We start from the raw sequence: 11,759 nt of genomic DNA on the forward strand, positions 1-11,759 counted from the left end.
GCCCGCCGGCCCGTCGAGCCCCTTGGGCCGGTCGAGCCCGTCGGCTCTTGCGAAGACGGTACCTGATCCTGCAATCTCACCATCACACCGAACACCATTCGGCGCTTAACCAATCTGGGGGAATCATGTTGGGCATAGCTGACCTCACCTTGTACGAGATCCTGGACGAACGCTTCCGTACCGGGCGCTGTGCCAACGGAGACGCCCGCCTGGAACGGCTCTACGACGACTGCCGCTGGGCCGAAGGCCCCCTGTACCTGCCCGCCTGGCGCCAGCTCGTGTGGAGCGACATCCCCAACGACCGGATGCTGCGCTGGGACGAGGCGACCGGCGCGGTCTCCGTCTTCCGCTCCCCGGCCGGCCACTCCAACGGCAACACCCTCGACCGCGAGGGCCGCCTGATCACCTGTGAGCAGGGCAACCGGCGCGTCACCCGCACCGAACCCGACGGGAGCATCACCGTCATCGCCGACCGCTTCGACGGCAAGCGCCTCAACAGCCCCAACGACGCGGTGGTCCGCTCGGACGGCTCCGTCTGGTTCTCCGACCCGGACTTCGGGATCACCAACGACTACGAGGGCCGGCGGGCGCCGAGCGAGATCGGCGCCTGCAACCTCTACCGGGCCGACCCGGCCACCGGCGAGGTCCGCCTCGTCGCCGACGGCTTCCTCGGGCCGAACGGCCTGGTCTTCTCCCCCGACGAGAGCGAGCTGTACGCCGCCGACACCCGCGCCGGCCACATCCGCGCCTTCAAGGTCGGCGACGACGGCACCGTCAGCGGGGACCGCGTCTTCACGGACTGCCCCTCGGTCGACAACATCCGCTTCGACGACGAGGGCCGGCTGTGGGCGGCCGCGATGGCGTCGGGCGTGCACTGCTACGCGGCGGACGGAGACCTCATCGGCCGCCTGCGCGTCCCGGAACCCGTCTCGAACATCGCCTTCGGCGGCCCGAAGAACAACCGCCTCTTCATCACCGCCACCACCTCGCTCTACTCGCTGGTGCTCTCGGTGACCGGCCTCCCGCGCGTCCTGCCCGCCCGCCCCTGAGACCGTGCCCGCCTAGCGCGCGACGAACTGGGTCAGGATCGCCTGCATCTCGTAGATGTCGACCCCCTTGGTGAAGGTCTTCTCGATCGGCGCCGGGCTGCCGGATATCCATATCTTGAGCTCGGCGTCGAGATCGAAGTGCCCGGCCGTCTCCACCGAGAAGTGCGTGATGCTCCGGTACGGGATGGAGTGGTACTCCACCTTCTTGCCCGTCAGCCCCTGCTTGTCGACGAACACCAGCCGCCGGTCCGTGAACAGGATCGTGTCGCGCACCAGCAGGTACGCCGCGTGGACCTGCTCGCCGTTCCCCAGCAGGCGCGCGTAGTCCCGCTGCGCCGACGACGGGTCGACGGTGTGCGCGTTTCCGAAGAGTCCCATGAGAGCCCCCATCAAGGTTCGAACGATCTTCGAAAACCGTATCCGGGGGGCAGCGTGGTCCACGTCCCCCTCAGGAGCCATTCCGTCCCTGAGCTCTCCCGGGGGACCCCTCCGCCTTGAGTACCGTCCGGACACACGAAAGAGGCCCTCAGGAATTCTCCTGAGGGCCTCTCGGCTGTGCACTCGGCAGGATTCGAACCTGCAACCTTCTGATCCGTAGTCAGATGCTCTATCCGTTAAGCTACGAGTGCTTGGGCTTCCCGGGTTTTTTTCGCCCCGTTGGCCTTGCGAGAACAACAATACATGGACCTCGCCGGGACGCGAAATCCATTAGCCGCAACGCCTCTGACCTGCGGAAACGCCCTGGAAGAAGATCGTCCGGAGGGATCCGCGCCGCAGCGCCGGGCCGGCCGGGGTACCCATACGGGCCCGTCCCAAACCCCTCCAAGCCCTGAACGCGCCGGCCCACCGTCCACCCGGTCCGCACCCCCGCCGGCAGCCCGAACGCACCGAAGCCCCGGTCCATCAGGACCGGGGCTTCGGTGAGGTGCGGAGGCGGAGGGATTTGAACCCTCGATGGGGTGTAAGCCCCAAACCGCATTAGCAGTGCGGCGCCATAGACCGGACTAGGCGACGCCTCCAGCACACCCCCGCGTACGAAGGTGCGTGCAGATGATGACACAGCCGCGGGGCCGCTCACCAATCCGCTCCCAACGGTACAAGGAGCCGGGGCCGCAGAGCAAAGGCTTAAGCACGCAACGTCCGAGCGGGAAGGTCGTTGGTGAGGCGTACGACGTACGGACGACCTGGAGTGCCCCATGCTGCGTCTCGCCGCCTTCGCCGTCACCTCCGCCCTCGCCGCCGCGGCCGCCGGACCCCTGCCGCCCCTGCCCCTGGGGCGCCTGCTGTCCTCACCCGACCGGCTCACCATCGAGATCTCCAAGAGCGGCAACCGCCTCGTCGACGGCACGCACCGGCTGGAGTGCCACCCCGCCGGCGGTGACCACCCCTTCGCCGAGGAGGCCTGCGCCCGCCTCGACACGCTGGCCCGGCAGGGCAAGGACCCCTTCGCCGAGTCGGACGCCAAGAACTGCTCCTTCCAGTACGGCGGGTCGGCCGTCGCCCGCGTCACGGGAACGTGGCGCGGCCAGAAGGTGGACACCACCTTCCAGCGCAGGAACGGCTGCGACATCGCCCGGTGGAAGAACCTGGAACCTGTGCTTCCGGGGGAGCGTTCCTGACCTGGGACGATGCGGCGGATGCACGTTTTCCCCCGTTCATCCGCCACCCCACGGCGGGACGGTGCCCTTAGACTCCTCCCGTGACATGCCGGTAGTCGTGGTCAGGGAGGAAGCTCGTCGTGAGCAGCAGGCCATCCCGAGGCGCTGCTCGCCTCGCAGCAATACTCGACGCGCTCCCGGACGCGCTGTTGCTCGTCAACGCCAACGGCACGGTCGTCAACGCCAATTCGATCGCCCTCGAAGTGATGGAGAGCCCCGGTACCGGGCTCGTCGGCCGCGGGGTGCTCGACCTCCTGCCGGAGTTCGACTCCAAGCAGATCCCCGGCTCGATGCGCCGCCCCGGCGACCGCGAGGAGGGCCGCTCCAAGCCGAAGCGGATGACCGCGCGCCGCACCGACGGCAGCGAGTTCCCCGTCGAGGTCACCAGCGCCCACCTCGACGGCCGTGACGCCTACCGCGAGCCCCAGCCGTACACCGGCGACGAACTGCTGATGCTCGTCGTACGGGACCTCTCCGAGACCGTGGACACCGAGGCCGAGCTGGCCCGCTCCCAGCGGCAGACCGAGATGATCCTGCGCGCCGCGGCCGAGGGCGTCGTCGGCACGGACACCGAGGGCCGCGTCGTCCTCGTCAACCCGGCCGCCGCGCAGATCCTCGGATACCGCGCCACCGACCTCGGCAACCGCGAGCTGCACGGGCTCATCCAGCACTCGCGCGCCGACGGGTCGCCCTTCCCCTTCGACGAGTCCCCGCTCGCCGACACCCTGCGCAGCGGGCGCAAGCACCGGGTCCGCGGCCAGGTGCTGTGGAACAAGGCCGGGCAGGCCGTCTCCGTCGACCTGACCACCTCCCCCGTACGGGACGGGGACCTGCTCGTCGGCGCGGTGATGACCTTCACCGACCGGCGCCAGTACGACGCCCTCGCCGCGCGCCACGCCCAGCTGCTGGCCGTCCTCGGGGACTCCCTGCGCGGCCCGCTGGAGGAACTGCGCGGAGAGCTGGCCACGCTGGCCGCCGACGACGGGGGCCAGCTGTGGCCCGAGGCCAACCAGCTGCTGCACCATCTCGCCGCCGGCTACTCCCGGATGACCACCCTCGTGGACAACGTGCTGGAGTACCAGCGCCTGGACGCGGGCAGCGAGAAGCTCAAGAAGAAGAACGCCCTGATCAACACCGTCGTCGCGGCGGGTGTCGACGGCGCGGTCGAGCTGGTCGGCCCCGGGCGGGTGCAGTTCGCCGTCCACGCGCCGACGATCGAGGCCGAGGTGGACGAGGGGCGGATCGCCGCCGCCCTCGCGCACCTGATCGCGGACGTCGCCGGAGTGGACGCCACCGGCAAGACCGCCCAGGGCAGCGGGTACGGCGACTCCACCGTCGTGGTGGCCGCGGCCCAGCGGGGCGACGTCGTACGGATCGAGGTGCGCGGCCCCTACGAGGGCGGCGACCCGGTGCACGAGCCGATCGTGCGGGGCATCGTCACCGCGCACGGCGGTGTCCTGCAGACGGTGGAGGTGCCCGGCGCGCCCGGCGGGGCGTACGTGCTGGAGCTGCCGCTGGGTTCGGGCGCCGGGACGGTGACCCTGCCGGAGCCCGAGGAGCAGCCCGCGCCGGAGCCCGAGGCCGCCCCCGCGACGGTCTCCGGCGGCCGGCGGGGCCGGCGCGGGGTGGACGCCTTCCTGGAGGACGAGACCGCCGGGCCCAGGAACCCCGAGGCACGTGAGGGCGGGGGCGCGCTGGCGCTGCCGTCCGGGCGGCGCCGGGCGGAGGGCGAGGCCCCCGCGCAGGGCGTCGTGGCCGGTCCGGCGGAGCTGGCCCAGTCCCCGGTGAACCCGGCGGGGCTCGGTACCGGGCGACGGCGTGGCCGCGACGGTGACGACGCCCCGCACGACCGGCCCGTGCCGCCGCAGGGCACCGCCATGCCCGCGCTGCCGCCCGTGCCGTCGGTGCCCCCGGTGCCGGTGACCGAGCACCCGGCGGGCCGCCGCCGGGCGCTGGGGCAGGCCGGGGCGGCCGCGCAGCCCCCCGGCCCGGTGCCGGCGGCCGGGCTCCCGGCGCCCGCCGCGCCGCGGCCCGTCGCCCCCGAGGGCGGCTTCGCCCTGCCGGCCGGGCCCGCCGCGGGTTCCGGTTCCGCCGATTCCGAGGCCGAGGGCCCGGGCGGACGCCGTGGCCGGCGGGTGCTCGGCGCGCCCGCGGAGCCCGAGTCGCAGCAGCCGGCCGACGGTGCGGAGCCCGCGCTCCCGACCGGGCGGCGGCGTGCGCTGCCCGCGACCCCCGCATGGCCGGTGCCCGCCGCGCGCACCGCCCCCGAGGACGGGGAGGCCCCCGGGCAGCCCTCCGTACCCGGTGCCCGCCGGCCGGGTGAGGCGCCGGTGGGTGCGGGGCAGCCGATCAGCGTGCGCGCTCTGGGCACCCTGGGCCAGGGCATCGCCGTGGACCCGGGCGCCGCGGGCGCGGAGGGTTCCGGTTCCGGCCGGCGCCGTCGGCTCGCCGAACCCGCGCCCCAGGGGCGGGCCTTCGCCATAGGGGCCCCCGAAGCGGGCGCCGCCGAGGGCCCGGAGCCGCTGGACGGCCCGGGGGGAGCGGTGGAGGTCGTCAACCGGCCCGTACCGCAGCCCGTGGACGACGAGCTGCCGCCGGAGCCGCTGGACAACCCGCGCCGGCTCCTGGTGTGGCCGGCCCCCGACGCGCAGACGCAGCAGGCGCTGAGCGACCGCGGCTACCGCCCGGTGGTGGTGCACTCGCGCGAGGAGGTGGACGCGCAGATCGCCGCGTTCCCCGCCGCGCTGTTCGTGGACCCGCTGACCGGACCGATCACCCGGACCGCCCTGCAGTCCCTGCGCCAGGCAGCGGTGGCCGCCGAGGTGCCCGTACTGGTGACGGCCGGGCTGGGGCAGGCCACGCGCGAGGCGGCGTACGGTGCCGATCCGGCCGTCCTGCTCAAGGCTCTCGCGGCGCGCGACAGCGAGCAGCACCCGTCCCGGGTCCTGCTGATCGAGGAGCACGACGAGATCGCCACCGCCCTGACCGCCGCGCTGGAACGGCGCGGCCTCCAGGTCGGCCGGGCGGGCGCGGACACGGACGCCGTGGAGCTGGCGAGCCGGATGCGCCCCAACCTGGTGGTCATGGACCTGATGCAGGTCCGTCGTCGGCGGGCCGGGATCGTGGACTGGCTGCGTGCCAACGGGCTGCTGAACCACACGCCGCTGGTCGTCTACACGACCGCCGGGATCGCTCCCGCCGACCTGCCGCGGCTGGCGTCGGGCGAGAGCGTGCTGTTCCTCGCCGAGCGGGCCACCACGGCCGATGTGCAGGGCCGCATCGTGGACTTGCTGGCCAAGATCGGGACCAACTAGCGATCCTGGGGCCCATGGCCATCACCGACACGTCCGAGCGCACCGTTCCCGCCGACAACGGGGAGGTCAACCTCCTCATCGCCCGGCAGGTGGAGCCCGGCCACGAGGAGACCTTCGAGGCCTGGGCCCACGGGATCCTGGAAACGGCCGCCGCCTTCCCCGGGCACCTGGGGTACGGGCTGTTCCGGCCCGCCACCGAGGGCGGCCCGTGGTTCCTGGTGCACCGCTTCCGCGACCAGGCGGCCTTCCAGCGCTGGCAGGACTCCCCCGAGCGGGCCCAGTGGTTCTCGAACTGCCTGGGCCACCACCACACCGAGATAGCCCGGCGTGAACTGCACGGGATGGAGACCTGGTTCGCCAAGCCGGGTACGACCCGGCCCGCGCCGCCGCGCTGGAAGATGGCGATCAGCTCGGGGCTGGCCATCTTCCCGATCTCGCTGGCGGGCAACGCGCTGCTCGGGCCGTACCTGGTGGACCTGCACTTCGTGGTGCGGACGGCCGCCTTCGCGGTCGTCTTCAGCACCTTGATGACCTACGTGGCCATGCCGGCGGTCAGCAGGCTGCTGCGGCCGTGGCTCACGCGCGGCTGACGTCGGCGGGGCCTGTACGCCTAGGCGAGGGTGGTGACGTCGAGGGCGCCGTCCGCGTACTGCTTGCGGATCACCTTCTTGTCGAACTTGCCGACGCTGGTCTTCGGCACGGCCTCGACGACCGTCCAGCGCTCGGGGAGCTGCCACTTGGCGATGGAGCGGCCGAGGAAGGTGCGCAGGCCGTCGTAGTCCACGGTGGCGCCCTCCTTGAGGACGACGGTGGCCAGGGGGCGTTCGCCCCACTTCTCGTCCGGGACGGCGACGACCGCCGCCTCGGCCACCTCCGGGTGGGCCATCAGGGCGTTCTCCAGCTCGACGCTGGAGATCCATTCGCCGCCGGACTTGATGACGTCCTTGGCCCGGTCGGTGAGGGTGAGGAAGCCGTCGGCGCTGATCACGCCGACGTCCCCGGTCTTGAGCCAGCCGTCCGCGCTGAACTTGTCATCGGGGCGCAGGGCTTCGCCGGACACGCCGTTGTAGTAGGAGGCGGCGATCCAGTTGCCGCGGACCTCCAGCTCGCCGGCCGACTCCCCGTCCCACGGCAGGACGTCGCCGGCCGGGCCGATGAGGCGGGCCTCGACGCCTGCGGGGAAGCGGCCCTGGGTGACCCGGTACGGCCACTCCTCCTGGGCGGTCAGCCCGGCCGGCGGGTGGGCCATGGTGCCCAGCGGGGAGGTCTCGGTCATGCCCCAGGCGTGGCAGAGGCGGACGCCGAGCTTGTCGTAGGCCTCCATCAGGGAGGGCGGACAGGCGGCGCCGCCGATGGTGACCTGCTTCATCGAGGTGAGGTCGCGCGGCTTCGCGGTGACTTCGGCGAGCAGCCCCTGCCAGATGGTGGGGACGGCCGCGGCGTGCGTGGGCTTCTCCTGCTCGATCATCTCGGCGAGCGGGCCCGGCTGGAGGAACCGGTCCGGCATCAGCATGTTGATGCCGGTCATGAAGGTGGCGTGCGGCAGACCCCAGGCGTTCACGTGGAACTGGGGCACCACGACCAGGCTGGTGTCGTGGTCGGTGAGCCCCATCGACTCGGTCATGTTGACCTGCATGGAGTGCAGGTAGATGGAGCGGTGGGAGTAGACCACGCCCTTGGGGTCCCCGGTGGTGCCGGAGGTGTAGCACATAGCAGCGGCCTGGCGTTCGTCCAGCTCGGGCCAGTCGTAGCGCTCGGGACGGCCCGCGAGGAGCTCCTCGTACTCGTGGACCCGGACGGCCAGCCCGTCGAGGGCGGAGCGGTCGCCGATGCCCACGACCACGACGTGCTCGACCGTCGGCAGGTGCGGCAGCAGCGGGGCCAGCAGCGGCAGCAGGGTGCCGTTCACCAGCACGACGCGGTCCGCGGCGTGGTTGACGATGAAGACCAGCTGCTCCGGGGGCAGGCGCAGGTTGAGCGTGTGCAGGACCGCGCCCATGGACGGGATCGCGAAGTACGCCTCGACGTGCTCGGCGTTGTTCCACATGAGGGTCGCGACGCGTTCGTCCTGCTGGACTCCGAGCTCGTCGCGCAGCGCGTGCGCGAGCTGGGCGCTGCGGACGCCGATCTCGGCGAAGCTGCGCCGGTGCGGCTCGGCGCCGGTCCAGGTGGTGACCTGGGACGTCCCGTGGATCGTCGACCCGTGGGCCAGGATCCGCGAGATCAGCAGCGGTACATCCTGCATGGTGCTCAGCAAAGCGTCCTCCCGGTGAGCGCTGCGGCGCTGCGGCGGCTGTCGGATGCTGCCGATTCTGCGCACGTACCGGTCGGCATGTCACTACCCGGGAGTACAAACAGGCTGGCCCATCACTGTCCGGGGCCGTTCCGTGGCCGATGTTTCACGTGAAACACGTGGGCGGGGCCGCAGCGGCACCGGTCGCCGTTCAGCGCACCGGGGTGAGCTCGGGGTCCTCGCGCAGCTTGACCAGCGCCCGGGAGACGGCGCTCTTGACCGTGCCGATCGACACTCCGAGCAGCTCGGCGGTCTGCGCCTCGCTCATGTCCTCGTAGTAGCGCAGGACGACCATGGCCCGCTGCCGGTCGGGCAGCCGGGTGACCGCACGCCACATCGCGTCACGCAGCGCCTGCGCCTCCGCGGGGTCCGTTCCCGCCGGGGTCTCGCCCTCCGGGATCTCGTCGCAGACGAACTCGTCGACCTTGCGCTTGCGCCACTGCGAGGTGCGGGTGTTGACCAGGGCCCGCCGGACGTAGCCGTCGAGGGCGCGGTGGTCCTCGATCCGGTCCCAGGCGACGTAGGTCTTCGCCAGGGCCGTCTGGAGCAGGTCCTCCGCGTCACAGGGGTTGGCGGTCAGGGAGCGCGCGGTACGCAGGAGGACGGTGCCACGGGTCCGTACATACGTCGAGAACGACGGGTACTGCATCGGGTTCGCGGCGAGCGTGCACACAGGCGTGGTCATGGCTCCACGCTAGAAGCGGGACGCCTTCCTGGGATCGGCCCCAGGTGCCGGAGCCGGGTCCCTCTCAGGTTGTACGGCCGGGCCGCGCCCCACCTCCTGAAGGTGGAGGACGCGGCCGGCCACCGGGACCGCAGTCAGAGCCCGGCTCCCAGGACCAGGCCGGAGGTCGGCACCCCCGTACCGGCGGTGACCAGGATGTTCTCCGCCCCGGGGAGTTGGTTGACGGAGGTGCCGCGAACCTGGCGGACGGCTTCGGCGATGCCGTTCATGCCGTGCAGGTAGGCCTCCCCGAGCTGTCCCCCGTGGGTGTTGAGGGGGAGCGTCCCGGCCGCCGTGAAGTCCGCGGCCTCCCCGGGGCCGCAGAAGCCGAACGCCTCCAGCTGCATGAGGACGAAGGGGGTGAAGTGGTCGTAGAGGATGCCCACGTCGATGTCCGCGGGCCGCAGTCCGCTGGTGCGCCATAGCTGGCGGGCGACCACGTCCATCTCGGGGAGGCCGGTCAGGTCGTCCCGGTAGAAGGAGGTCATCCCCTCCTGGCGGCGGCCGGCGCCCTGTGCGGCGGCGGTGATCACGGCGGGCTTCTGCCGCAGGTCCCGGGCCCGCTCGGCGGTGGTGACGACGAGGGCCTGACCGCCGTCGGTCTCCTGGCAGCAGTCCAGCAGCCGCAGCGGCTCGACGATCCAGCGCGAGGCCGCGTGGTCGGCGAGGGTGATGGGCTTGCCGTGGAAGTAGGCGGCGGGGTTGTTCGCGGCGTGCCTGCGGCCGGTGACGGCGACGTGGCCGAAGGCCTCCGGGGTCAGGTTGTAGGTGTGCAGGTAGCGCTGGGCGGCCATGGCCACCCAGGACGCGGGGGTGAGCAGCCCCCAGGGCAGGGACCAGCCGAGGGCGGCGCCCTCCGCGGAGGCTTCGCGCTGCTGCACCCCGGACCCGAAGCGGCGGCCGGAGCGTTCGTTGAAGGCGCGGTAGCAGACCACGACCTCGGCCACCCCGGTGGCGACGGCGAGAGCGGCCTGCTGGACGGTGGCGCAGGCCGCGCCGCCGCCGTAGTGGATGCGGGAGAAGAAGGACAGCTCCCCGATGCCGGCCGCCTGGGCGACGGTGATCTCGGGGCTGGTGTCCATGGTGAAGGTGACCATGCCGTCGACGTCGGCGGGGGTGAGCCCGGCGTCGTCGAGGGCCGCGTGCACGGCCTCGACGGCGAGCTTCAGCTCGCTGCGGCCGGAGTCCTTGGAGAACTCGGTCGCGCCGATGCCGGCGATGGCGGCCCGGCCGCCCAGTCCGTCGCGGGTGCGGACGCTCATGCGGCGGCCCCCAGGGTGACGGTCACGGTGCCCGTGACGTGGTGGCCGATGCGGTTGGCCCCGACGACCCTGATCTGCGCGGTGTCCCCGTCGACGGCGGTGACCTTACCCGTGAGGGTCATCGTGTCGCCCGGGTAGTTCGGGGCGCCGAGCCGGATCGCGACCTTGCGCAGGACCGCGCGCGGGCCCAGGTGGTCGGTGATGTAGCGGCCGACCAGGCCGTTGGTGGTCAGGATGTTCATGAAGACGTCCGGGGAGCCCTTCGCGCGGGCGAGCTCCGCGTCGTGGTGCACGTCCTGGTAGTCGCGGGAGGCGATGGCCCCCGCCACGATCAGGGTGCGGGTCACCGGGATCTCCAGCGGCGGCAGCGCGTCGCCGACGTTCATGCGTGTTCCCCCTCGGACATCAGGTCTTCCCCTTCGGACAGGGGGCCCTCCCCCTCGGATATGAGGGCGCCCAGTTCGGCCAGCAGCTCGCTGCCGCAGCCCAGGTAGGCGTCCAGCTGGCGGCCCCACAGGAAGTGCCGGTGGACGGGGTGGTCCAGGTCGGCGCCCATCCCGCCGTGCAGGTGCTGGCCCGCGTGGACGACCCGCTTGCCCGCCTCGGAGGCCCACCAGGCCGCCGTGAGCGCGTGCTCGCGGGCCGGGAGTCCTTCGTCGACGCGCCAGGCCGCCTCGTACGCGGTGACCCGGATCGCCTCCGTGTCCATGTACGCGTCGGCCGCACGGAGCATGACGGCCTGGTTCGTGGACAGCGGCCGGCCGAACTGCTCGCGGGCCGAGGTGTGCTCCACGGCCCGGGCCAGCGATCCCGCGCAGACCCCCGCCTGGAGTCCCGCGAAGGCGGTGCGGGCGGCGCCGAGCACCTGGTCGTAGGCCTCCGGGCCGCCGAGCCGCTCCCCCCTGGACCCGTCCAGGGTGAGGCTCCCCGACGCCCAGGGCGCGGTGGTCTCCACCGGCCGGACGGTCGCCCCGGGCGCGTCGGTCCGTACGAGCCACAGGGTCCGGCCGGTGTCGGGGAGCAGCACGTGCGTGGCGTCGCGCAGCCAGGGCACGGCGGGGGCGTTGCCGGTGAGGAGGCCGCCGGGAGTGGCGGTGAACCGGCCGCGCTCGGGGAAGGCTCCGGTGGCCACGGCCTCGCCGGAGCCGAGGGCGGGCAGCAGCCGGCCCCGCTGCTCGGGGCTGCCGTGCGCGGCCACCGGCAGGACGCCGTACGCGCAGGTGGCGGCGTACGGGACCTGCGCGGTGGTGCGGCCCTGCTCCTCCAGCAGCAGGACCAGGCCGAGCAGGCCGACGTCCTCGACGGCGGAGATCAGTCCGGCGGAGGTCAGGGCCTTCCAGAGTTCGGCGTCACTCGCCGTGCCGGCGGCGGCGAGCCGTTCGTGGGTGGCGAGGTCGCGGAAGATCCGCGCGGCGAGGCCGGCCGCGGCGGCCTGTTCCTCGGTGGGGTGGAAGTCCAC

Annotated in this window: 10 protein-coding genes and 2 tRNA genes; 4 read left to right on the plus strand and 8 right to left on the minus strand. The window is 72.7% G+C overall.

The window, feature by feature from the left end; all coding sequences use genetic code 11:
- Positions 1–125: 125 nt before the first annotated feature.
- Positions 126–1,049 carry an SMP-30/gluconolactonase/LRE family protein gene (locus ABD973_RS15550; RefSeq protein WP_345500385.1) on the plus strand — a complete coding sequence of 308 codons (924 nt, stop codon included), beginning with the start codon at positions 126–128 and terminating at the stop codon, positions 1,047–1,049.
- 12 nt (positions 1,050–1,061) lie between these two features.
- Here the strand turns inward: ABD973_RS15550 and ABD973_RS15555 are convergent, their stop codons facing one another.
- From ABD973_RS15555 to ABD973_RS15565, 3 genes are all read right to left on the minus strand, one after another.
- Positions 1,062–1,427 carry a PH domain-containing protein gene (locus tag ABD973_RS15555; protein ID WP_164720918.1) on the minus strand — a complete coding sequence of 122 codons (366 nt, stop codon included), beginning with the start codon at positions 1,425–1,427 and terminating at the stop codon, positions 1,062–1,064.
- Between the two features lie 178 nt (positions 1,428–1,605).
- A tRNA-Arg gene (locus tag ABD973_RS15560) sits at positions 1,606–1,678 on the minus strand.
- Positions 1,679–1,977: 299 nt separating this feature from the next.
- Positions 1,978–2,068 (minus strand) — tRNA-Ser (locus ABD973_RS15565).
- Positions 2,069–2,245: 177 nt separating this feature from the next.
- Between ABD973_RS15565 and ABD973_RS15570 the strand changes: the two genes are divergently transcribed.
- From ABD973_RS15570 to ABD973_RS15580, 3 genes are all read left to right on the plus strand, one after another.
- The gene (locus ABD973_RS15570) at positions 2,246–2,668 is read left to right on the plus strand and encodes an SSI family serine proteinase inhibitor (protein ID WP_125595097.1); all 423 of its coding nucleotides are present in this window, start codon (positions 2,246–2,248) and stop codon (positions 2,666–2,668) included.
- Between the two features lie 119 nt (positions 2,669–2,787).
- On the plus strand, positions 2,788–6,021 hold the full coding sequence (locus tag ABD973_RS15575; protein WP_345500389.1) for a PAS domain-containing protein: 3,234 nt from the start codon (positions 2,788–2,790) through the stop codon (positions 6,019–6,021).
- Between the two features lie 14 nt (positions 6,022–6,035).
- Complete coding sequence (locus tag ABD973_RS15580) at positions 6,036–6,611, plus strand: antibiotic biosynthesis monooxygenase (RefSeq protein ID WP_125595095.1); 576 nt, start codon at positions 6,036–6,038, stop codon at positions 6,609–6,611.
- A gap of 20 nt (positions 6,612–6,631) precedes the next feature.
- On the opposite strand, the gene ABD973_RS15585 is transcribed toward ABD973_RS15580, so the two are convergent.
- From ABD973_RS15585 to ABD973_RS15605, 5 genes are all read right to left on the minus strand, one after another.
- Positions 6,632–8,278 (minus strand): long-chain fatty acid--CoA ligase, encoded by a 1,647-nt coding sequence (locus ABD973_RS15585; RefSeq protein ID WP_125821784.1) that lies wholly within the window; start codon positions 8,276–8,278, stop codon positions 6,632–6,634.
- A 187-nt stretch (positions 8,279–8,465) separates the two neighbouring features.
- On the minus strand, positions 8,466–8,999 hold the full coding sequence (locus tag ABD973_RS15590) for a SigE family RNA polymerase sigma factor (protein WP_125821783.1): 534 nt from the start codon (positions 8,997–8,999) through the stop codon (positions 8,466–8,468).
- A gap of 134 nt (positions 9,000–9,133) precedes the next feature.
- A complete protein-coding gene (locus tag ABD973_RS15595) occupies positions 9,134–10,300 on the minus strand; it encodes a lipid-transfer protein (RefSeq protein WP_125821782.1) in 1,167 nt (388 codons plus the stop codon).
- The gene (locus ABD973_RS15600) at positions 10,297–10,686 is read right to left on the minus strand and encodes a MaoC family dehydratase (RefSeq protein WP_345500396.1); all 390 of its coding nucleotides are present in this window, start codon (positions 10,684–10,686) and stop codon (positions 10,297–10,299) included. Before ABD973_RS15600 ends, ABD973_RS15595 begins: the two co-directional genes overlap by 4 nt.
- On the minus strand, positions 10,683–11,759 hold the full coding sequence (locus ABD973_RS15605) for an acyl-CoA dehydrogenase family protein (RefSeq protein WP_345500397.1): 1,077 nt from the start codon (positions 11,757–11,759) through the stop codon (positions 10,683–10,685). Before ABD973_RS15605 ends, ABD973_RS15600 begins: the two co-directional genes overlap by 4 nt.

Source organism: Streptomyces racemochromogenes, from assembly GCF_039535215.1.
Lineage (GTDB): Bacteria > Actinomycetota > Actinomycetes > Streptomycetales > Streptomycetaceae > Streptomyces > Streptomyces racemochromogenes.

What these genes read in the sequence shown, in the direction of transcription:
- ABD973_RS15550 (WP_345500385.1), top strand. Translation starts at nt 126, where the DNA reads ATGTTGGGCATAGCTGACCTCACCTTGTACGAGATCCTGGACGAACGC.
- ABD973_RS15555 (WP_164720918.1), bottom strand. Translation starts at nt 1,427, where the DNA reads ATGGGACTCTTCGGAAACGCGCACACCGTCGACCCGTCGTCGGCGCAG.
- ABD973_RS15570 (WP_125595097.1), top strand. Translation starts at nt 2,246, where the DNA reads ATGCTGCGTCTCGCCGCCTTCGCCGTCACCTCCGCCCTCGCCGCCGCG.
- ABD973_RS15580 (WP_125595095.1), top strand. Translation starts at nt 6,036, where the DNA reads ATGGCCATCACCGACACGTCCGAGCGCACCGTTCCCGCCGACAACGGG.
- ABD973_RS15590 (WP_125821783.1), bottom strand. Translation starts at nt 8,999, where the DNA reads ATGACCACGCCTGTGTGCACGCTCGCCGCGAACCCGATGCAGTACCCG.
- ABD973_RS15595 (WP_125821782.1), bottom strand. Translation starts at nt 10,300, where the DNA reads ATGAGCGTCCGCACCCGCGACGGACTGGGCGGCCGGGCCGCCATCGCC.
- ABD973_RS15600 (WP_345500396.1), bottom strand. Translation starts at nt 10,686, where the DNA reads ATGAACGTCGGCGACGCGCTGCCGCCGCTGGAGATCCCGGTGACCCGC.